The organism is Bradyrhizobium sp. CAR08, assembly GCF_052871955.1.
Genome location: NZ_JBIXJX010000006.1, coordinates 207,235 through 227,213, shown reverse-complemented (window position 1 = coordinate 227,213; position 19,979 = coordinate 207,235). Strand labels below are relative to the sequence as shown.

The 19,979-nt window shown below is 59.6% G+C and carries 20 protein-coding genes and 1 pseudogene; 5 read left to right on the top strand and 16 right to left on the bottom strand.

The window, feature by feature from the left end:
• The first annotated feature begins 38 nt into the window (after positions 1 to 38).
• From ACIPUD_RS15245 to ACIPUD_RS15235, 3 genes are read left to right on the top strand one after another with little or no spacing between them, the layout of a single operon-like run.
• Positions 39 to 809, top strand: coding sequence for an ABC transporter permease (locus ACIPUD_RS15245; protein ID WP_446481007.1), 771 nt, complete (start codon positions 39 to 41; stop codon positions 807 to 809).
• Entirely contained in the window at positions 806 to 1,615 is an 810-nt protein-coding gene (locus tag ACIPUD_RS15240) for an ABC transporter ATP-binding protein (protein ID WP_377831278.1), read from the top strand. The genes ACIPUD_RS15245 and ACIPUD_RS15240 overlap by 4 nt, the downstream gene beginning before the upstream one ends.
• Before the next feature lie 22 nt (positions 1,616 to 1,637).
• Positions 1,638 to 2,633 carry an ABC transporter substrate-binding protein gene (locus tag ACIPUD_RS15235; protein ID WP_446481006.1) on the top strand — a complete coding sequence of 332 codons (996 nt, stop codon included), beginning with the start codon at positions 1,638 to 1,640 and terminating at the stop codon, positions 2,631 to 2,633.
• Positions 2,634 to 3,674: 1,041 nt separating this feature from the next.
• On the opposite strand, the gene ACIPUD_RS15230 is transcribed toward ACIPUD_RS15235, so the two are convergent.
• The 7 genes from ACIPUD_RS15230 to ACIPUD_RS15200 form a co-directional block, all read right to left on the bottom strand.
• Positions 3,675 to 4,178: a hypothetical protein gene (locus ACIPUD_RS15230; protein WP_377831274.1), complete on the bottom strand. Its 504-nt coding sequence runs from the start codon at positions 4,176 to 4,178 to the stop codon at positions 3,675 to 3,677.
• A gap of 40 nt (positions 4,179 to 4,218) precedes the next feature.
• Positions 4,219 to 4,512: a hypothetical protein gene (locus tag ACIPUD_RS15225; protein WP_446481005.1), complete on the bottom strand. Its 294-nt coding sequence runs from the start codon at positions 4,510 to 4,512 to the stop codon at positions 4,219 to 4,221.
• A 248-nt stretch (positions 4,513 to 4,760) separates the two neighbouring features.
• Entirely contained in the window at positions 4,761 to 5,291 is a 531-nt protein-coding gene (locus ACIPUD_RS15220) for a hypothetical protein (protein WP_377831272.1), read from the bottom strand.
• Positions 5,292 to 6,013: 722 nt separating this feature from the next.
• Positions 6,014 to 6,508, bottom strand: a complete 495-nt coding sequence (locus ACIPUD_RS15215) for a DUF4142 domain-containing protein (protein WP_377789477.1) — start codon at positions 6,506 to 6,508, stop codon at positions 6,014 to 6,016.
• A gap of 2,989 nt (positions 6,509 to 9,497) precedes the next feature.
• Positions 9,498 to 9,890 carry a hypothetical protein gene (locus ACIPUD_RS15210; RefSeq protein WP_446481004.1) on the bottom strand — a complete coding sequence of 131 codons (393 nt, stop codon included), beginning with the start codon at positions 9,888 to 9,890 and terminating at the stop codon, positions 9,498 to 9,500.
• 314 nt (positions 9,891 to 10,204) lie between these two features.
• Positions 10,205 to 10,474, bottom strand: a complete 270-nt coding sequence (locus ACIPUD_RS15205) for a hypothetical protein (RefSeq protein WP_377831268.1) — start codon at positions 10,472 to 10,474, stop codon at positions 10,205 to 10,207.
• Positions 10,475 to 10,924: 450 nt separating this feature from the next.
• On the bottom strand, positions 10,925 to 11,137 hold the full coding sequence (locus ACIPUD_RS15200; RefSeq protein ID WP_377831369.1) for a hypothetical protein: 213 nt from the start codon (positions 11,135 to 11,137) through the stop codon (positions 10,925 to 10,927).
• 15 nt (positions 11,138 to 11,152) lie between these two features.
• Between ACIPUD_RS15200 and ACIPUD_RS15195 the strand changes: the two are divergent.
• Positions 11,153 to 11,355 (top strand): annotated as a pseudogene (locus ACIPUD_RS15195) (DUF2269 family protein); the annotation flags it as partial.
• A 156-nt stretch (positions 11,356 to 11,511) separates the two neighbouring features.
• Here the strand turns inward: ACIPUD_RS15195 and ACIPUD_RS15190 are convergent.
• From ACIPUD_RS15190 to ACIPUD_RS15180, 3 genes are all read right to left on the bottom strand, one after another.
• Entirely contained in the window at positions 11,512 to 11,661 is a 150-nt protein-coding gene (locus tag ACIPUD_RS15190) for a hypothetical protein (protein WP_247523801.1), read from the bottom strand.
• A gap of 614 nt (positions 11,662 to 12,275) precedes the next feature.
• Positions 12,276 to 12,638: a PRC-barrel domain-containing protein gene (locus tag ACIPUD_RS15185; protein WP_446481003.1), complete on the bottom strand. Its 363-nt coding sequence runs from the start codon at positions 12,636 to 12,638 to the stop codon at positions 12,276 to 12,278.
• Between the two features lie 254 nt (positions 12,639 to 12,892).
• Positions 12,893 to 13,114, bottom strand: coding sequence for a hypothetical protein (locus tag ACIPUD_RS15180; protein ID WP_247523799.1), 222 nt, complete (start codon positions 13,112 to 13,114; stop codon positions 12,893 to 12,895).
• Positions 13,115 to 13,346: 232 nt separating this feature from the next.
• Between ACIPUD_RS15180 and ACIPUD_RS15175 the strand changes: the two genes are divergently transcribed.
• Complete coding sequence (locus ACIPUD_RS15175) at positions 13,347 to 13,550, top strand: hypothetical protein (RefSeq protein WP_247523798.1); 204 nt, start codon at positions 13,347 to 13,349, stop codon at positions 13,548 to 13,550.
• A gap of 35 nt (positions 13,551 to 13,585) precedes the next feature.
• Here the strand turns inward: ACIPUD_RS15175 and ACIPUD_RS15170 are convergent, their stop codons facing one another.
• The 6 genes from ACIPUD_RS15170 to ACIPUD_RS15145 all read right to left on the bottom strand — a co-directional run bounded on the left by ACIPUD_RS15170 (position 13,586) and on the right by ACIPUD_RS15145 (position 19,968).
• Positions 13,586 to 14,587, bottom strand: a complete 1,002-nt coding sequence (locus ACIPUD_RS15170; RefSeq protein ID WP_247523797.1) for a formate dehydrogenase subunit gamma — start codon at positions 14,585 to 14,587, stop codon at positions 13,586 to 13,588.
• Between the two features lie 39 nt (positions 14,588 to 14,626).
• Positions 14,627 to 15,223: a formate dehydrogenase FDH3 subunit beta gene (fdh3B, locus tag ACIPUD_RS15165; RefSeq protein ID WP_007592757.1), complete on the bottom strand. Its 597-nt coding sequence runs from the start codon at positions 15,221 to 15,223 to the stop codon at positions 14,627 to 14,629.
• Positions 15,224 to 15,235: 12 nt separating this feature from the next.
• The gene (locus tag ACIPUD_RS15160; RefSeq protein WP_446481002.1) at positions 15,236 to 18,184 is read right to left on the bottom strand and encodes a formate dehydrogenase subunit alpha; all 2,949 of its coding nucleotides are present in this window, start codon (positions 18,182 to 18,184) and stop codon (positions 15,236 to 15,238) included.
• Positions 18,185 to 18,196: 12 nt separating this feature from the next.
• Positions 18,197 to 18,406, bottom strand: coding sequence for a twin-arginine translocation signal domain-containing protein (locus tag ACIPUD_RS15155; protein ID WP_247523795.1), 210 nt, complete (start codon positions 18,404 to 18,406; stop codon positions 18,197 to 18,199).
• Positions 18,407 to 18,436: 30 nt separating this feature from the next.
• The gene (locus ACIPUD_RS15150; protein ID WP_247523794.1) at positions 18,437 to 19,228 is read right to left on the bottom strand and encodes a molecular chaperone TorD family protein; all 792 of its coding nucleotides are present in this window, start codon (positions 19,226 to 19,228) and stop codon (positions 18,437 to 18,439) included.
• A 134-nt stretch (positions 19,229 to 19,362) separates the two neighbouring features.
• Positions 19,363 to 19,968 carry a DUF3306 domain-containing protein gene (locus ACIPUD_RS15145; protein WP_446481001.1) on the bottom strand — a complete coding sequence of 202 codons (606 nt, stop codon included), beginning with the start codon at positions 19,966 to 19,968 and terminating at the stop codon, positions 19,363 to 19,365.
• Positions 19,969 to 19,979: the final 11 nt, after the last annotated feature.

Below are 19,979 nucleotides of genomic sequence, written 5' to 3'. Positions count from 1 at the left end.
TCTAAAAACATCAACCGCAATCTGGGTGGACGCGTCGAATGAACGGAGCTGGCGTGAGACGCTTTAGTCTCGGATTGATACCGTGGATCGGTGCAATCCTGCTCTGGTACACGGTGCGCTGGAGCGGCTTCGTCAATGTCTCGCTGATCCCCGCCCCGCACCAGGTTGCCGCGAAATTCTTCGAGCTTCTCACGAGGGAAGGCCTTCTCGTCGACATCTTCGCCTCCACCAGACGCGTCTTCTTCGGCGTCGCGCTCGGGAGTCTTGCAGCGGTGCCCGTTGGCTTCCTGCTCGGCTGGTATCGCCCGGCCCGCACCTTCGCCGACCCGATGATCAACTTTTTCCGCGCGCTGCCACCAATCGCCCTGATCCCGCTCGTGATTGTCTATTTCGGCGTGGACGAGGTCGCGAAACTCGTCATCCTGGTCTACGCCTCATTCTTCTCCGGCGTGATCGTGATGTATGAGGGCGTCTCGCAGATCACGCCTCTCTACATCCGCGTAGCGCAGACGCTCGGCGCCAATCAGGCGGAAATCTTCCGCAAGGTCATCATTCCCCTCACCGTGCCGCATATCCTCACCGCGCTGCGGGTGGCATTGGGTGTGGCCTGGGCGACTCTGGTGGCATCTGAGCTGATCGCGGCCCAGCGCGGACTTGGTGCGATGATCCAGAATGCCTCGACCTATTTCCTGCTCGATGTCATTTATGTCGGCATCATCTGCATCGGCCTGATCGCCCTGATCATGGACATGATCCTGCGCAGGATCACGGCGCGGTTGCTGGTGTGGCAGGATCGGGTCGTCGCATGACGAAGCGTGCGCGATTCGAAAACGTTTCGTTGTCCTTTGAGACTGCGAAGGGCCGCCTCAATGTCGTCGAGGACATCAGCTACGACATCAACGACGGCGACTTCATTGCCGTGATCGGCCCGTCCGGCTGCGGCAAGACCACGATGATGAGCATGCTCGCGGGCTTCCAGAAGCCGACGACTGGCAAGGTCCTGTTCGACGGACGTCCCGTCGCGGGTCCCGGCCCCGAGCGCGGTGTCATCTTCCAGGAATATGGCGTATTCCCGTGGTTGACCGTGAAGCAGAACATCGCCTTCGGCCTGACGCTCAACGCCAACCGTGTTCCGACCGCCGAGCGCGACGCGATCTGCGATCACTATCTTGGCTTGATGGGCCTGTCCGACTTCGCCAACTCCTATCCGAAACATCTGTCCGGCGGCATGCGGCAACGGCTCGCGATTGCACGGGCCTATGCGGTCAAGCCGCAATTCCTGCTGATGGATGAGCCCTTCGGCGCGCTCGACGCCCAGACACGCTCCAACATGCAGAACCTGCTGCTCAAGGTGCTGGAGACCGAAGGCAAGACGGTCATGCTCATCACCCACTCCGTGGAAGAGGCGATCTATCTCGCCTCCCGCATCGTGGTGGTGACCGCGCGGCCGGCACGGATCAGGGAGATCATCGACGTGCCGTTCGCCTATCCGCGCGATGAATCGATCCAGGAGCGGCCCGAATTCGGCGAGCTGCGAAGCTACATCAGGCAACTGGTGATGGACGAGTATCGCGCCCAGCAGGCGCAAATGCGTGCGGCATCATTCTCGGAATAACAAGCAAAATGGAGGATACACCATGGATCGCAGACAATTTCTGAGCACGACGGCGGGCCTTGCGCTTGGCACCTTCACGGCCTCGGCACCGGCGATCGCGCAACCGAAAACGAAGGTCCGCGTCGGCTATCTTCACACTGTCGCCGTCGATGGCCAGATCTGGACCGGCATGGATCGCGGTTCCTTCGAAAAACAGGGCCTCGATCTCGAGCTGCGACAGTTCAACACCGGCCTGGAGATCTTCCAGGCGCTGATCGGCGGCAGCCTCGACGTGCTCGCAACCGGCGCCGTGCTCTCGAACTTCCCGGCTCGGGGTCAGGGCAAGGTGTTCCTGGTCAACGACATTGAGGTCGCGACCGCACAGCTCTGGGTTCGCGGCGACCAGGGCATCAAGTCGTTTGAGGACCTCAAGGGCAAGCGGATCGCGACCGCGACCGGCACCACTGCCCACGTGTTCCTGGATACCGCGCTTCGCGCCAACAAGGTCGATCCGAAGGAGATCGAACTCGTCAACCAGACTATGCCAGCCGCCGTGACCGCCTTTATCTCCGGCGCGGTACCGGCCGTTGCTCTTTGGGTACCCTTCAACGTCACGGTTCGCGACAAGGTGCCAGGCGCGGTAAAGCTCGCCGATGCATCAGCCTACTATCCCAAGGCCGCTATCATCGGCGGCTGGGCGGCGGCCAACGATTATTACGAGCCAAACAAGGAAACGCTGGCGAAGCTCATCCGTGGTTGGGCGGATGCCAATGACTACATCATCGCGAACAGCACCGAAGCGATGGATAAACTGCAGAAGGGCCACTATAGCCAAACACCGCTGGCCGACATCAACGAGTCATTCAAGGCGCAGAAGATGTTCACGTCCAAGGATTGGAAGCGCATGTATTCAGACGGGACGGTCACCAACTGGCTGCAGCAGTCTACGGATTTCTTCATGGCCAATGCAGGCATCAAGGAGTTCACGCCGGCAAGCAAATATTTCGACCCCAGTCTGTATCTAAAAACAATCGTGTGATCTTCGCGGAAGCTGCCGGCTCCGTTGCAAGGAGCCGTAGCACCCGCGCTCTCTACATCATAAAATAGGCTTCCCGTGCGAAAGCTAACCAGTCGATGATATGGCTCCGGTTTAGTTGAAGCCTGCTGGCGGCGAAACCGCCGCCTTTTGCATAACACTAAGCGACCACAGCTGCGGCTTCATTGGCCCTTCTCATTCGCTGTAGGATCGCTGTTACCCTGTTTCGGCCGTCTCGTTCGAAGACAAGCAACGCCGCGCCCCCTCTATCTGGACGTTGGTGGCACCCTGACTACGGGCATACATTTCAGCCAGCGCTGCTGAATACCTTGCAACGTAGTATCTGACTCCGAGCAGGAGATCCAGTCTCCGGGCCTGTGTTGCCGTGCGGCATACGCGTCAGAGCTCATCGTGATCAGGAACAAAACGGCAGCTCCGATTCCGGACGCCTTCACCCGCATCTGCATTTCACTATGTGAATCAGGTCGAAGGTGGCGGCTCTCAAAAAGCGACCTCAGGAGCCGAGACCTGCGGCCGAGGGTTTACCTTCCCTCCACTGTTCACGCGGTCAGAGGCCTCCTTGTGAGCAGGACGGAGAACCTGCCTAGCGCATTCTGCTGAATCCGCAACGGCTTGCCGGCGATCTAAAGCGGCCACCGCTTAACGCAAGCGCCCGATCCGGGGCCGTCTTTCCACGATTCGTAGTATCGAAGTCGGCGTAATGCGTCCCTCGCCGTCGATCGCCCGCCGATCGCCCATCGAGACGTCTATCTCAGCCGCTCTAGGACAAGGCGCCCTTCCAAATAAGCGGGCTTACGCGGGCGGGGTTTTGCTGCTTCCGCGAACCTGATGACGTGGTGCTATTCGACTTTTCGAACTAAAGCCGTTTTGTGCGGGCTTGCTCCAGCCGCGCCGGCGACGCGGGGGGCCGATTTGCTGCCGTCGGATGCTATCTTCAGAGTCTATCTATTAGGTCGGTCCAATCGAGCCGGGTGCGCCTCCGCCGTGAATGGCGCCGTCGAGGTCCCATAGTCGGCACCGTCATCAGTTCAGCTTGAAAAACGTCTGCCCTAGCCGCTCCTTGAGTGTTTCCAGTAACGACATTCTCGTATCAGGCGCGGCAATTTGCGCTCCCGTTGCGGGTACGGGAATAATATTCAACGGTTTCGCTGCTCGATCGTTAGGGACCGTTTTCCCAGATGCGCCTTTTGCAGCATGCTTCCGCTTCAAAACCTCGCCGCCTGATTTCGGAGTGACCGGTTTCGGGGCAACGTCGAGTTCAGACAATGCGCTCTGCAGAGGCCAAGCAGATTGCACCGACGTCATCGATGTAGAAGGACTGATGTTCGACGGAGCCACAATGGTCGGCAAGCTGGCATCGATTATTACCCGTTCAGGTGCCCGCTCGGCTGAGCTGATCCTTATGGACGGTCGCTCTACGTCACTATAACCGGGGCCCATCGCCTGCTGCGGGAAGCACCAGCCGATTGCGATCAGCAACAGGACGAGAGCGCTGCCGACGAATGCGAAATATTTCATCAAAGGCATAGGCCGCCTCCGTTTGGCAACGACCTTGCGACCTGGATTGTTAGTAAAAAGCTAAAGGTAGATTAAAACAGAAGACATGGTTATCACGCATGCTGCGACGCAGCGGCCATTTCGCGGGCGTCCGTGACTTCGATGCTGCATCGTAGATCTCGATCTTCAGCATGGGATACTTGGCCAACAGTTCAAGGGCCGCTTGAGTCGCGGCGTCCTGATCAAGAAATTCGGTCTTGAAACGACCATCGACGAGCATCGCATAACCGGTGGCCGGCGCGAGGTCGGCACGCCGAACTTGGCTTGGTTGCGGACGTTCAAGGTGGCGGGTTGTCTTGTTCATTCCTTACTTATCCGGTTGGAGAACGCCCTTGCTGCTGAGGCTCTCGCAATTCGCCGAATGAACGCTTGGGGTTTCCCAACCGGCGTAAGCACAGGACAAGAGAACAAAGATTCGAAATGCAATCGACATGCCGCCCGCCTTTTCTTGTTGGTGACGGTGCAAGCAAGCCTTACAGGCAGCTTAGGAGAAAGGGTTTGCGCAAAGTATACGCCAGAGCGAAGAGGGACGTCGGATTGCCGAAGCCGCAGTCATATTTCTGTTGGCGATCGCTTCAATTCAGCATTCATAAATGAATTCGCTATCGTGACCAGGTGTACTGCGGCGGTTCCCAGCTGCTCCATTTCCTTGTCAGCAGAGTAGGCTGAAGCCGCTCGTCGAAAGGCGATTGCGACCGTTGCGTATGCATCGGTGATCAGTACAGCTGAATGATCGTGCGCATCCTTTGCTTTCCGATTACGTACTTGGACGACTTTTGTCGCCGCCTGAGCGGTTAATTCAGCAAGCTTCTCGTTACTTAAGCGCGGATCATCAATACCAGGCTGACATGCTGAAGCCGCGCCGGCGATTGCCTGATAGTATTGGTGTTTTTGCCACTCATTGGCCGTCAGGTAACTCTGCAGCAGGCGGCGAGCTCTCGCTTCAAGCTGCTTTCGATCGATTCGGATCTTTTGACGATCTGAGCTAAGCCAGCGGAGCATCGTTTGCCTATTCACTTCGGCGCCTAACGCAAAGATCAAGGGGCTATTAAGTTCCACCGGCGCGATTGACAGTCGGGACATAATTGAAGTCGATCACGGCCTGCAGCTGGTGCGGACGCGCATTTGCGCAAAGGGTGGGCTGGGGCCCTCCCCCCGGAATGCTCCATCTTGGCGTCCTTGACCGCAGCCCAAACGCGCGGTGAGGCCCTCCTGCTGGTGACACAGTGGTAACACTGTCGATGCGGCGTGCGCCTGGACGACTGCCCAACCTGTAAGCGGTTGTTTTCGGGATGCAGCCGCCATAAATTGCCTGATCGCGATCCTACTTTATCTGATCGCGAAAAAATCGGCAGCGGGGTGGAAATGGTCCGAGCCGGGGCTCCAAAAAGTTCGACGATTTGGTCCGCAGAGGACGACGAAATGCTTTTACGGATGCGGGCGAGCGGAGCGTCATTTACAGAGATTGCAGCAAAACTCGGCCGTAGCCAGGCATCAGTCGAATCTCGCTATTCCAGCTTAAAGAAGCAGATTGAATCTGCGCGGTCGTTCCTAAAACCTTAAGCCCGGCCACCGGCGGGATACGACCTGGTGAACACGCCTTGTTGCTCAATGCGATTGTAATGAAATGTGCAGCCATGAGCGCGGCGAAGATTTAAGCCTCTGCAAGCGCGAGCGCGTCATTCCCGCCGAACGCATACTCGATGTACCGGTCGCGAATTATCACCTGCTGGTCCGCCCCGGCATCATCTAAAACGCTCGCCAGCCGCAGCAGGTAGTCTTCGCGCCTCCATGAAGGCGTCGGATCAACTACCGGCCTTCAACGATTTTGCGGCGTCCAGGTGCTTTTGCAACGTATCAATCTGGCCGGAGGCATATTCACCGGCAGCATCCTTAGTTTTAGATGCCTTCTTGTACTCGGCGATGTCCTTCTGGTGGTCTGCGACCATGTGGGTAGCGAACATCTTGTCGAACCCTGCGCCGGACATTCTTGCCATCTTGTCATGGTCGGCTTTTTGCTTCGCATTCGGCCCGCTGGGTGGGTTCATTCCCAATGCTTGGGCAGCATTTAAGGCCTTCTGATTGGCCGCAGCGTGGTCTGTGGAGAGCATTCTGCCGAACGACTTGACGGCATCGCTCTGGCCGTTCTGCTGCGCCAGCTCTCCCATGCGCACTTCAGCGAAATTGCCCTCGATTGCCTTCTTGAGGAACGTTTCGCTTTGCTTATCCTTCGCAGTTGCGTTGGCAACAGAGATCGCCATCAAGGTTGCTGTCCCGAGCGACAAAAGCATTCTGTTCATCGACCACTCCTAGCAGGTTATTCGCCGATGAACACGCCCATGGCGGAAGAGGTTCCAATTAAGGCAGATCGGGCCGCGTTGGGCCCGGCAGACCCCTCCAGTGGCCCCGGCGCAGGCGCTACCGCAGGATCTTCCGCAGTCCGAGTTAGCATGATGTCCAAGGAACCGAAGACAGCGGGTGCTATTACGTCGCTATGAGCGATCGGGTTCTGTATGAAAGCAGCAATGGCGACATCTGGTATTTGTCGCGCAACCACCTTCGAGCACGCCAGTCGTGTAGCATCGGCCGAATGCCAACTCAGGAGGACGGACCTCGTACATTGAAATCGGCAAATTCCTACTGGACAGCGCTAACGGTCCTGAGCAGCAAGCGCTGCTCAACCTGATCTGGACCTTGATACCAAACTAGCGAGCACGCAATGCGATATCCTTGGATAGTGGCACCCCTTTTTGCAGTCGGAGTCATTGCCTGGGCAATGCTAGCTTAGGGTCCCCCAGAGACCCCCTGCGGATCGAGGCGTCCATGACGGTGGCCGCCGACCCCGACCTTCGTTTGGTCTCAGAGCGCGGCCCCTTCATGCGGACAGAGCGTTGATAACGAACACAATGGTCAAGGCGTCGTTACTGGGCGTCTCGCTGAGCACCCGAAGGCAACGGTGGAATGGCGGGAACAATATTGCCAATTTGTTGAATTCGGAAAGGAGCAACCGGAAGTGTTTTGGTCGAACGTCCGAGGGTTGAGCGGGGCGACCGTGGGATTTTGAGTCTCGGAGTTGGGCTTGCGCTCGGAGACGGAGCACTCGGTTTCGCGCCACTGGTGGTCGTAATCATCTTAGCCGCTGTGGTCGGCTTGATAGGCAACCGGCTCGGCACCGCAACTGCCCGACGGCAATCGACTTAAGGCGCCAACACCCCCTCAACATTTGATTTGCAGACGCGCGTAAAACTGGGACCGACCGGTCTGCGACGGCGGATTGCGTCCGAAAACTGCCACGCCCTCCCCATACCGGCCTACAGCATGCCCTCACACGCATGGCTTCACGCCTTGCGGCGATGCCGCGTTGGATCGCGCGGGCGCGCGGTTTGTGAAAGCCAAGATGCAACTCAGCTGAGGCAAGCATGCAGCGGCTTCAATACGGTCCCACTTGAAGCTAGGGACGCGCGTCAACAAAGACGTGGGTCAGTTCAGAAACTTCACAGCGAGACGTCGCTCATCACGCCATACAACGGAGCAATCAATATCCAAGCCAGCACCTGGAACGCGCAGCCCAAATGCCGCGGGCACGAAAGGCGCGTTATCGATTTGGACGATCGCAGAGGAATCCGTGAGGTGGCGGACCTTGCACCGCACAGGACTGCCGTCGACCAATATCTGCGCAGCATAGACGCTACGTCGCCGCTCGTTCGCCACGTCTCGCAGTCCTCCCGCTCTAGCGCGGGAGAGATATTGATCTACGATTCCAGTCTCAAATGAGGCTAGACCATGGTTTCATATCGGACAAGAGCCAGCTCAGTTCCTGGTGGAGGAGCTTTTGAAGGATGGGCCAAGGACCTTGCCCGTTGGCAATTTGAATCCCTCGACATCGCTGCACTATCTAACCTTGGAAGATTAGCCTCCACGCCGTGAGAACCGCCGGCCTCAAGAGCCGGCGGAGCCTTGCGGTGTGAGGCCGAGGCATCCAACCGTACTCTGCCTGGCTTGCCCGGATCGGAATTAGCGATATCCGTTTCCTCACCCGCGACGCGCAGTAGCTCGCGCGCTTTCGCCTCCTTCTCGTAGTTGTGAAGCCGGCACAGATTGTGAGGGAACAGTCGGAGTATCAGATAGGGGCGGTTGCGGAATTGGAGCTGAACTATGCGCTCGGTTTTGGCGGTGAGTTTCTTGATGCTCCTGTGCACCTCGGCCGACGCTGCAAAGGTGCGTCACTCTCGGGCGCGCCAACCCGCGGCGGAACGTCCGAGCCCGGATGTCAATTCTCGGGCGCGCTTCGCGGTCCCCGGATGGAGTGACGACGCAACGCGGCGATGGCTGGATAATGCTTCCTCCAATGTCGGTCGCGGTGGCTAACAACCGACATCGGTTGCGGGCACTAGGCCCGCGCCAGACATTTCGTACCGCGTTCGAATGGAAAGGGAGCCAATGCGTACTCTCATAATCGCCGGCATCGCTCTTGCTTCGCTAGTTTCAGCCGGGGCGGCCGATGATGGTCCCGCAGACAAACCAAGAAGATCGACAGCTGCAGCTACATGCTGATGGATGGCCAGTTGGTCCATCTACCGGTTGGCGCGAACGTTTGCGTCCGCTCACCTGCGCCAAATACCAACGAATACGCCCTGCTTCACTGTTATCGCCCCTTCAAGAGGTCGACCTCGTAAAGCGCGGTGATTTCCGGTGTAGTGAAAAGTACGAGATCGCGAGCGATAAAAATAGAGTGGCGTGAACCCGAGCTGTTCGCTCTGGTCCGAGTCACGGCTCGACGAAAACGCCCTAGCGCTGCTTGAATGCGCTAGGGCCCCATTTTGCACCGGCGCACTCGCAGTTAAGACCGGTGCTCGTACCATCGCCCACAAACGTTTCGGAATGGTTAGTTGGAGGCTTCTGCTGTTCTAAACTAGTTCGGCCAGGTGCAGAAACTCGCGGACGGCGCAAACAATCATTCCCCACAGCGCAAAGTGTATCTGCAGAGCTGCAACCATGCTTCCCTCCCTGTCGGCCGTGCTTGGTGCTACGGTTGCTGGTGGACTTGCATTTTCACCATTTCTCCGAATCTTATCGATTCGAACGTCTCAACCGCCCCGCAAGAATACTGGGGCGGACTCTCGATGAATACCGCTCAAGGCCCGCCCTCTTCCGCATCACGGCAAGGCGTTGCGCTCGCGCAACAGCCTCCGGGTTCCTATTCGGAACAGATGTTTTGACTCAACCCGCAAACCAGGTTCTGCAATCATCGCCAACAGCCGGGGCTGGAAGTGTCCATTACGTAAGCACTCAATTTTCCCGGGAAAATAAAGGCCGCAGGAGATGAGCTGATCCTGCGGCCTTTTTCATCTCAGCGGCGGATGTTGTAATCTCAGGAGCGGGCTTGCTTGAAAGGAAAAGCGTCCGGAGCAGCTTGGAGCTACCGACGACGCCGATCAGTGAAGCGATATCGATCAGCTTGGCCGATGTTTCGCGTTGGAGTTCTCCCAGGCGACCTTGAAGCGGCGCGCTTGGCTTCATCGAGCGAGCCAGCTTCCCCGAACGGCGGACCCGGAAGCGGTTACGATGCAGGCCAGTGCGGTAGCCGCAGACGTCCTTATTCGCCCGGTACAGAAGAGCTGGCGAGTGCATCTGAGGAAGCCGATCGCCTTCCCAAAGCTGCACGTCGTGCTCGCCATACATTTGCTAGGCTCGACGTCTCGCCGCTTGCTCGTCAATACAGTCAAGCGTTGCTGCGCAGATCACTTGCCGCAGTCCACCACGAACACTTTGTACCCGCATGATGGAAGTCCCATCCAAAAAGGGATCGTCATGTTAATCGAATGTCCGTCTAAGGCAGCTCCGAACTGAGTGCAGGCGCGCGGAACCTTTGTACGTGTGGCAACTCGGCTATAACGGCGTGAACTCATCGATCGCGGGGCTGCGTCAACTAACCCGCTCAGTGTACGCGCATCGGTGGCGTAGCTTTACCGTCTGCCGAACCGTGCGGTTCGAGCTTAAAATCGAAAAGCCCCCAGCGTCATCAGCAGCACACCTAACGAGGTTACCGTCCAGCTGCGCGGCTCGTCGCGCACCTCTTCATTGTGCGCGGCCATCGGGATAGCTGGAGGTGAGTCGGCTCGCGCGGCCGCGGCAAGCTTCTCCACGTCAACTTGGGGCGGCACGGAGTGCTGGGGCGTGAGCTGGGTGATAGGAAGATCCGCGACGGGTCGCGCCGGCATGGGGGCCGGCGTGCCCGCATCGAAAACAGAAGCGGCATCGGCCACCTTGAGTTCGCGTGCCGGCGGCGTCGGCTGAGCCCCCTCGGCCGGCGATGAGCTTGGCATGCACGAGCATGACTGATGCCTTCGTTCGTGGGGTGCCGGTCTGATGGGGGCTCGTCCGTGGGTGCAAGGTCAACGGCTCACTTCAATGACACTGCTCCGCTCAAGTCGGTTCCTGCGCGCCCCTGTCTCTGGCTGTCATTTGGGCCTTCTTGCCATTTGCTTGGATAAAAACGGACGCCAGCTCGCCAACACTGCACTGCGTACAGGCACTGCTGCACAGCCCGCCGACCACAGCCCACGGACAAAGAAAAGCCCTAGCTCAGTCCGTGAGCTAGGCCTTTCATTGCGTCGCCCGAGGGTTGAGTTATCCGGACGGAGAGACTGTACAGCGGGCGCGCTAACGTACCGTTACCAATGAGTTGCGGCTTAGCTGGCTGGCAGCAACTCTGGTCAGCCACCAATCGGACCCGAAAGCGTATTCAAGCCCGCTTCGATAGCAACAATATCCTCTTCGATCTGTGTTATTGAAAGCCGGTAGTCGAAGCCAGTTCTGGCCTTCAGATCGACAGCCAAACGTCTCCGGTGCATCCGGAGATCCTCAAGCGATCGCCGGTCCTTCAGTTGAGCAAAGCCATCAACGATCAACTCAATGGCACTCGACATAACGCTACCCTGATCGGCGCGTTCTGGCTACCGTAGTGTGGATGCAGATGCAAATGCGCGATCTTGCCGTCCGCGCGGTCGAGACCAATGCCAAGCTGTCTGCCCGGTATTACCAACTCTTTCGATGGTGGTTCGCCTTCGGATTTCCGGCGCTCGCAGCCGTGCTGGTTATCTTCTGGCTGATGATCGCTCGCGCACCTATACTGGGATTGGATTGACCGGCTGCAAATCAGAGTCCTCTGCTCTTGTCGCAGTTTAACCCTGAACGGATGTGGTGGATATAAACACCTGGACGCGGTCCGGTGTGAGGTCTTGGCTTTGGTTTGCTCGGACGTCCGCATCACGAACTGACGCGCTCGCCCCTAACTCCTGCCCTACTCGGCTTCATCGTAGGCTTGCAGGATCCGGACAAAATCAGCCATGCTGGATCGATCTTGGTTTTCAGCCATAGCCGCCACCTGAGTATTGGACGCGCGCTGGCTTCCCTGCCAGAACCGCACTAGGAGATCGGCGATGTTTCTCATGACGGACTCTCTGCACCAAAGTACAGCGGTAAGCATGAGTTGAGCGGCGAAGCCCCGCTAGATCGGGAGAAGGGCCGGCGGGCGCTACGCCGCCGGTCTCGTCCCGCAACTGCCGACTCGCAGGGCCGGTTCCGTTGCTTTCCACTCTCGATGTATCGATAACAGTAGCCCTTGGTCGGTGCCATCGCGCGCAGGTATGAAGTGACCATACTTAGGTAGACGGGCTGGTGAATCGGGATCAGGAGCCATCCGACCGGCACCGTTCGGCGTGGCGCCGCCGCCGACCAGGCCATTGCTGCCTGATGTCGAGACGCCCGGGAGGCGGTCAAGGCGCTCATTGTCGCGAACGGCTTCCTCCGAGGCGCAGGTCGAGGAGTTACGGGCCTCGGTTTCCGCCGGCTACTTGCGCGGCCGGTTCGTCGTCCCGCGCGGCCGCCTCCCCCGAATTGACCAGGCAGGCCCCTCGACCGCCATCGACCAAGGCGTCATCGATCAAGCTGCAGATCAGAGCTTCATCCTCGACGACCAGAACACGAAGGGCATTACTCACCTCGACGACCGATGCTGTCGTCTCGCGCAACGGCGAGTGCGTCGGCCCGCGAATGTCGTGCGCCTCAAGCCACCGGCACACCGTAGTAGGCATTCACGGAGCGCGTGGTCGCGGGATCGCTCCAATTCCAACTGCTCTCGTCGGAGTATTTCGGGGCGCCGCGGAGCTGGTCCTGGGTGATGCCGGTGACGTAGCCGTCGAGGTTGGTGTCGTATTTCAGCCCCTGCCATGGCAACGGATAGTGATCGTCGCCAATGCCGAGCAGACCCCCGAAGCTGAGCACCGCGTACGACACCTTGCCGCTGACCTTGTCGATCATGACGCGCTCGATGTAGCCCACCTTTTTCCCGTCGGCCCCGTACACGTTCGTGCCCTCGACCTTGTCGCTTCCGATCAAGCTGAACGTCTCGCGATCTTCCATAGCCATGTTAACCTCCTGGATGTTGTCTTCCGGAGTCAACCCGAGGACGATGGCTCCGTTCCTGGCTGAAGCCCTGGTAATGTTGTTCTCGGCATCATCAGCGATGGAGCGCCGCGGACGACGCGACCCGCGGTCCCCGTAGGGCGGCAGTAGGTTCAAGGTTACTGCGGGCAGCGGAATGGCGGAGGGACGCGACCCTGCTCACCCGAGTACGCGGCTGTGATATAGGCCGAGGCGCTTTCGCGAAAGCCCGGGCATTCTCAGCGCGGTGGCCTTGCCGCAGCGGGGATGAGGCGACGGGCCACTTCGGAGACGCAACCGTGATCCGGAAGTTCGGCGAGGTCCTGGACGACCTTGAGTACGGTGCGCAGCCGGCCCGCGATAGCTTCGATCGTCTCGGAGCGCCCCGCACCTTGCTGTCCGTCCGACATGATTGCGACCTTCCAGGTGTCGTGAAAGGCACTACGAGATGGCGATGCCAATCCGTAACTCGCAGGTGTCTTCCATTCTTGGACCTTCGGTCATTCAAAGCTCCGGAATACGCGCGCGGCCCATAACATCTCGATTGGCGGCGCAAACCAGCGAGGACTGCCCGACCTTCATTCAGTTGTCGGAACACGAAAAAGGCTTGGAGGATGTGAGGCGGCTCACATCACCGGGACGAATTAGAGCTTACTCCGTCTTGGCGGATACAACACCGGACGGAGATGTCGAATGAAACGCCTTATGCTTTCGCTCGTCACGGCCCTGCTCGTCATCGGTGCGGCGACCAGCGTGCTCAGACCGCATGCACTTCTTCATTCTGCACAGAGTGGCATGCCAAACATTCCAGAGCTGCAGACAGCCCAGGCGAGCACGCTGGCCGAGCAGGAGATCGAGGACCGGTCCGTTCTGTTTGCCAGAGGGCGCACGCAATAGCGCACACCTGACCGGCCCTCTTCAGCCGCTCCCCCTCATTCCGCCGCAGCGGTCACTGGTTGCGGCTTTTGATCGTTCGGCCCGGTTCGCCCACTCTGTTCGTCGAGCCAGAGGCTATGATGTTCGCGTGCCCAGTTGAGGTCGACCTCACCCGAACCCATGGCCTCGAAAGCCCCCTCCATCCCGATCGTGCCGATGTAGATATGCGCTATCATTGCGGCCACGAATAGCACGGCCACCACGGAGTGGATGATCTGGGCCATCTGCATGCCTTCAATGCCGCTGATGTAGAACGGGAACATCAGCTCGTATCCCGTCGCCGCAACGAGGCCGCCCCCGATTACGACGATCCAGTAAATCATCTTCTGGCCGGCGTTGAAGCGATAGGCCGGTGGATGATCATGGCCGACAATGCCCCCTCCCCGCTTGATCCAGGCGACGTCCACCTTGTTCGGGAGATTTCCCGCGATCCACATCAGGAAGATCAGGACGACGCCGACGGTGAACGGGAAACTCAGATAGTTGTGGGCATACTTCGCCCATTGTGACCATTCGGAGAACGCTTCAAAACCGATCAACGGCAATAACAACGGCCGCCCGAAGGTGATGTTCAGACCCGAGATGGCGAGGATGATGAAGCAGGTCGCTGTCATCCAATGCACGAAGCGCTCAAACAGCGTGAAGCGCACGATGGTGCGCCCCGATCGCCCGCTTTCAAGCCGCACCATGCCACGGGTGAGATAGAAGATCACGAGCAAAGCCAGCATGCCGATAATCGCGACGCCGCCGATCCAGCGCAGCGTGACATTGCGAAACTCCCGCCATTCGCGTCCCTGTGGCTGCTCAAGCACGCCCGATCTCTGATCCGGAATGCTGACACGGCCCTGGATTCGGTTCAGTTCCTGCAGCAACTGCTGCTCCTTGACGGAGCTTGCGGTCGGGTTGACCTGCTGGGTGCTCGCTGGAGCCGCCATGATCACCAGAAGCAGCGCGCATGCGCCAAATGCCAGGCGAATGAGTCTTCCAAATGACGCCATCTGCGCCTCCCGGTATCGCGTCCTTGACTGTCGTCCGCGTCAGGACTCGATCGTCTCGCGATACGCGGTCTTCCAGCCCCACGCGCCGGAGCCGTAGCCGCGCTTCATCACGCGTTCCTTGTAGATCTGGGCGATGATCTCCCCGTCGCCGGCGAGCAATGACTTCGTCGAACACATTTCGGCACACAGCGGCAACTTGCCCTCCGCCAGCCGGTTCGCGCCGTACTTCTCGTATTCCTCCTTGCTGCCATCGGCCTCGGGCCCGCCGGCGCAGTAGGTGCATTTGTCCATCTTGCCGCGTGAGCCGAAGTTCCCGACCTTGGGATATTGCGGCGCGCCGAACGGACAGGCGTAGAAGCAATAGCCGCAGCCGATGCAGAGGTCCTTGGAGTGCAGCACCACGCCATCTGCGGTGGTGTAGAAACAGTTCACGGGGCACACGGCTGCGCAGGGCGCGTCGGTGCAGTGCATACAGGCCATCGAGATCGAACGCTCGCCTGGCTTGCCATCATTTATGGTGACCACGCGGCGCCGGTTGATACCCCAGGGCACCTCATGCTCGTTCTTGCAGGCGGTGACGCAGGCATTGCACTCGATGCAACGGTCGGCGTCGCAGAGGAATTTCATACGGGCCATCGTCGTTGCTCCTTATGCCGCCGCGATTTGGCAAAGAGTGACCTTCGGTTCCTGCATGCCCGTCGCGGGATCATATCCGTAGGTCGTGATGGTGTTCGCGCTTTCGCCGAGAACGATCGGATCGGTCCCCTTCGGATAGGCGCTGCGAAGATCCTTCCCTGCCAGCCAGCCGCCGAAATGGAAGGGCATCCAGGCGACGCCCTTGCCGACACGCTCGGTGACGAGCGCTTTCATCCTCGCTCTGGAATTGTTCTCTGCACCGGTGACCCAGACCCAGCCGCCATCCTTGACGCCGCGATCAGCAGCATCGGCCGGGTTGATTTCGATGAACATGTCCTGCTGTAGTTCGGCAAGCCACGGATTGGTACGCGTCTCCTCCCCACCTCCCTCATACTCGACCAGACGGCCCGACGAGAGGATGAGCGGGAACTGCTTGGCAATCCTCTTCTCCACAGCAGCCTTCTGCACCGAGAAGCCGATGTTGGGCATGCGAAACTGCTTGGCATCGGGCGTCGTCGGATATTTCTCGACAAGATCGACACGTGGCGTGTAGATCGGCTCACGATGGACCGGAATCGGATCGGGAAGGCCGAAGGCGTTCATGCGTGCCTTGCCGTTGCCGTACGGCACGCAGCCGTGTTTGAGCGCGACCCGCTGGATGCCCCCTGAGAGATCGAGCGACCAGGACACCGAATCCGGATTGGTCGGATTGATCTTCATGATCGTGGCCATCTCCGCTTCGGTGAGATCCGTATCCCAGCCAAGCTTCTTCAGGCTCGCCAGCGTGAATTCGGGATAGCCGTCCTGGATCTCGGAATCCTTAGAGTACGATTTGTCGGCCAGCAGGCTGACCTTGCGCGTGGACCCGTCTGGCAGCTTCTCCTCGCGTTCGATACCGAAGCGCGGCCGGAACGTGCCGCCGCCATCCATCACCGCGAGATTGGTGTTGTAGAGCAGCGGCGTGCCCGGATGCCGGACGTCCGGTGAGCCCCAGCACGGCCACGGCAGGCCATAATAATCACCGCCGACCTCGGGATCGTCCTTTGGGGCACGCATCGTCAGCATGTCGAACTTCGCCTGGTTCTTCATGTGCGCCTTGAGCCGCTCAGGCGATTGCCCGCAATAGCCGGTCGACCAGCTGCCGCGATTCATTTCGCGCAGCACATCCTCTGCTTCAGGCAGATTGTTCTCGACCTTGATTTTCTTGAACATCTGGTCTGCGAATCCGAGTTTCTTGGCCACAAGATAAATGACCTCGAGATCGTCCTTGGATTCGAAGATCGGTTTGACGATCTGCTCGCCCCATTGCAGCGAGCGGTTCGAGGCGACGCGCGATCCCTTGCACTCGAATTGCGTGGCCACGGGAAGAATGTAGACGCCATCCTTGCGGCCGGCCTCGACCGCCAATGACGCCCACGTCGTGGGATGCGGGTCGGCAATGACAAGCAGGTCTAGCGCCTTCAGGCCGTTGAGAGACTCCGGAATGCGCGTGATGCTGTTGCTGGCGTGCCCCTGAACGAACACTGCCCGTACGTTGTCCTTCTGAGCGACCTGATCTTTCGGCAGCGTCACCGCCTCGAACCAGCGAGTCAGCGGAATGCCGGGAGTCTCCATGATCTGCTTGGAATCGAAGCGCGACTTCAAGAACTCGTAATCAACGTCCCAAACCCGCGACCAGTGCTTCCACGCACCTTCGGCGAGACCGTAGTAGAACGGCAACGTCACAATATCGAGCCCGACATCAGTCGCGCCCTGCACATTGTCGTGGCCGCGGAAGATGTTGGCACCCATGCCGGGCCCGCCCACATTGCCGGTCAACAGCAGCAGGATGCAGCTCGCCCTCACATTGGCGGTGCCGACGGTCTTCTGAGTCTGGCCCATGGCCCAGATCAACGTCGACGGCTTCTCGGTGGCGAACATCTTCGCGACCCGCTTGAGCTGTTCGCCGGGGATGCCGGCGACGCGCTCGACCTCTTCCGGATTCCATTTCTCCACCTCCTTGCGGAGATCGTCGAACCCGTAGACACGCTGCCTGATGAACTCCTTGTCCTCCCAGCCGTTCTGGAGAATGTGCCACATCATGCCGTAGAGCACTGGAATGTCGGTGCCCGGACGCATCCGCACATATTCCGTGGCGTGCGCTGCGGTGCGCGTCATGCGTGGGTCGATGACGATGAAGTTGGCCTTTTGCAGCTCCTTGCCTTCGAGCAGATGCTGCAACGAAACCGGATGCGCCTCGGCCGGATTGCCGCCCATGATCATCTGAGTCTTGGCATTGCGAATATCGTTGTAGCTATTGGTCATCGCGCCGTAGCCCCAGGTATTGGCGACGCCGGTGACGGTGGTCGAATGGCAGATGCGTGCCTGATGGTCGGTGTTGTTGGTGCCCCAGAACGCCCCGAGCTTGCGGAACAAATATGCGCCCTCATTGGTCATTTTGGCCGAGCCGAGCCAATATACGGAATCGGGCCCCGATTTTTCGCGAACTTCGATGATCTTGTCGCCGATCTCGTTGACCGCAGACTCCCAGGAGACGCGCGTCCATTGCCCGTTTAGGAGCTTCATCGGATAGCGCAAACGCCGCTCGCTGTGCACCAGCTCGCGTACGGAAGCTCCCTTCGCGCAATGAGATCCTCGATTGATGGGGGAATCCCAGCTCGGCTCCTGGCCGATCCAGACCCCGTTCAACACCTCCGCGGTCACGGTGCATCCGACCGAACAATGCGTACAGATGCTTTTCTTGACGGTGGCCCCGGCGGTCAGCGGGCCCGCCACGGCCGCTTCCGCCTTGCGCACGCCGGAAATCGGCATGGTCCCGAGTGCCGCGAGCGCGCCACCCGCAACACCGGACCGGCGCAGGAAGGTGCGGCGATCGAGACCGCCGGTCTGCCTTGCCATGGTGTCCGCGACCGAGCCGCGGCGGCCGGATCCGGAATGCTCTTGTGTTCGCTTGATAAGCACGGGCAGCCTCCCTTAAGCGGGATAGCGATTGACGCGGTAATAGGCCTTCACGTGATCGGATTCCTTGTAGCGCGCCTTACGCTTCTCATCGTTATTCTCGCTGTCGGCCTGCGCGGAGCCGACGAGTGGCGTCGCCAGCGTGGCGCCAGCGCCTACCGTGCCGATGCCAACTTTGCGGAGGAAGTCGCGCCGTCCGACGATCGCTTTCTTTTCATCGCTCATCGCATCTCACCCGGACCAGCCTGCGCATGGTCAGTTCGCGAACGAAAATCCTTGCCTCTCGATCTCGATAAACAGGCGGCCGAATGTGCCGACCGCGCGGTAAAACCTTGCGCTCGCGGCCCGCTCCATGTCGGCAAACAGACGCCCCATCCAGGACGAGACGTGCTTCTCGAACAACGCACGCTGCGCAACGAACGGCGCTTCCAAGCGGCCATCAGCCATTCCGGCCATGATTTTGCAGAGGATGGCGGCATGATCCTCGGGTTCGAAATTACCCTCGGCGCCCATTATGCCGAGTGCCGCAAGATCAGTCCGCAAGCGTGACAGCGGCCGTTCGTTGAGAAAGCCGGTCAAATAGTAGGAGGCGTAGGGCAGCAACTCGCCGCGGCCGAGGCCAACAAAAAGATCGAAATATTCGCGTTCGACCTGAGCTGCGGTCGTGTGCGAAGCGGCATCCGCCAAGCCGGCGTGAACCTGACCGAGTGGCGTGCCGTCTCCACTCAAGCCCGTAAGCCGATCGAGCAAGCTCTTGGATGGCGCAGCCGCAAGCAAGGCGGCGAGAAGGGCATATTCCTGCGCTCGCGCGACATCGATCGGATCGATGCTGTCTTGCAATCTCGTGGGTTCGTGATTGTGATCAGGATAGAGATCAGGCCGCAGTTCGGCCCGGGGAACACCTGTTGCAGCTTCCACCGCAATCACCCGCTGAGCGGGTATCTTGCTCCAGTTCGAAACCGAGGGCTGGCTGATGCGGATTTTGCGCGCAAGCTGGGCCACGCCGCCTGCGGCGTCAATGGCGCGATCAAGCCCGGCGTCACGCACATGGACCTCCGTTGCCTGAGACCCTCTAGTGACCAATTTTACTTGCGCAACAAAGTGCTAGCAAAGCCTAGACCTGGTTCAGGAGGCGGTCAATCGCCGCTCAATAGGTTGAGGCTATAGCCTTTGGTAGAACACTATTCAGGCAGGGCACCGCCATGTACGCGGCGCGGAGGAGTATCAGGCTCCGTTGCCCGTTGCGATGCAACGGGAGCCGCGATCGTCGGGATGGCTTCGTCGGGCGTCTCGGTAAGCACCGCCGAGTGCACAACATCCCCATTCGGAACGTCCGAGGCCCCCTGCAATTGCGGCGGCGTGTCCGGCTGTGCCTCTGCGGCGTCACGCAGACCCCCGACGATTCGGTCGACCCAGGCTGCCAGCTCCGTCTGGGAGCAATCGAGCGGTCCGAAGCCCGGCATAGCATTCGGATCGTTGAAGTCCCAGGCATTCTCGGCGAGCCCCACGAAATCGCGGATCGCCGGGTCGGCCGTCCAGGCGCGGCGAAGAGCCGCTTGCATCAATTCCGGCGCAATACCTTTGCGCAGGAACGCGGTGATGTCGGTACCCGCCGCGATCGCGTCGATCGATGGCAAGCTGCCGAGATCCAGGTCCGGTTCGGCCTGAGCCGCGGGGGATTGCACCGCGGCTTCACCCGCGGGCCTGGCTCTCTCCGCCGGCGGAGCATTCGATTTTGACTCGCGCTTGCGGCGTGACCAGCGTGCGAGAAACTCTTCCTCGGTCATTCTTGCCCGCC

Bases quoted from the DNA above. Each gene is read 5' to 3' on its own strand.
- ACIPUD_RS15245 (WP_446481007.1), top strand. From the start codon at position 39: ATGAACGGAGCTGGCGTGAGACGCTTTAGTCTCGGATTGATACCGTGG.
- ACIPUD_RS15240 (WP_377831278.1), top strand. From the start codon at position 806: ATGACGAAGCGTGCGCGATTCGAAAACGTTTCGTTGTCCTTTGAGACT.
- ACIPUD_RS15235 (WP_446481006.1), top strand. From the start codon at position 1,638: ATGGATCGCAGACAATTTCTGAGCACGACGGCGGGCCTTGCGCTTGGC.
- ACIPUD_RS15230 (WP_377831274.1), bottom strand. From the start codon at position 4,178: ATGCCTTTGATGAAATATTTCGCATTCGTCGGCAGCGCTCTCGTCCTG.
- ACIPUD_RS15225 (WP_446481005.1), bottom strand. From the start codon at position 4,512: ATGAACAAGACAACCCGCCACCTTGAACGTCCGCAACCAAGCCAAGTT.
- ACIPUD_RS15220 (WP_377831272.1), bottom strand. From the start codon at position 5,291: ATGTCCCGACTGTCAATCGCGCCGGTGGAACTTAATAGCCCCTTGATC.
- ACIPUD_RS15215 (WP_377789477.1), bottom strand. From the start codon at position 6,508: ATGAACAGAATGCTTTTGTCGCTCGGGACAGCAACCTTGATGGCGATC.
- ACIPUD_RS15210 (WP_446481004.1), bottom strand. From the start codon at position 9,890: ATGTATGGCGAGCACGACGTGCAGCTTTGGGAAGGCGATCGGCTTCCT.
- ACIPUD_RS15200 (WP_377831369.1), bottom strand. From the start codon at position 11,137: ATGTCGAGTGCCATTGAGTTGATCGTTGATGGCTTTGCTCAACTGAAG.
- ACIPUD_RS15190 (WP_247523801.1), bottom strand. From the start codon at position 11,661: ATGAGAAACATCGCCGATCTCCTAGTGCGGTTCTGGCAGGGAAGCCAG.
- ACIPUD_RS15185 (WP_446481003.1), bottom strand. From the start codon at position 12,638: ATGGCTATGGAAGATCGCGAGACGTTCAGCTTGATCGGAAGCGACAAG.
- ACIPUD_RS15175 (WP_247523798.1), top strand. From the start codon at position 13,347: ATGAAACGCCTTATGCTTTCGCTCGTCACGGCCCTGCTCGTCATCGGT.
- ACIPUD_RS15170 (WP_247523797.1), bottom strand. From the start codon at position 14,587: ATGGCGTCATTTGGAAGACTCATTCGCCTGGCATTTGGCGCATGCGCG.
- fdh3B (WP_007592757.1), bottom strand. From the start codon at position 15,223: ATGGCCCGTATGAAATTCCTCTGCGACGCCGACCGTTGCATCGAGTGC.
- ACIPUD_RS15155 (WP_247523795.1), bottom strand. From the start codon at position 18,406: ATGAGCGATGAAAAGAAAGCGATCGTCGGACGGCGCGACTTCCTCCGC.
- ACIPUD_RS15145 (WP_446481001.1), bottom strand. From the start codon at position 19,968: ATGACCGAGGAAGAGTTTCTCGCACGCTGGTCACGCCGCAAGCGCGAG.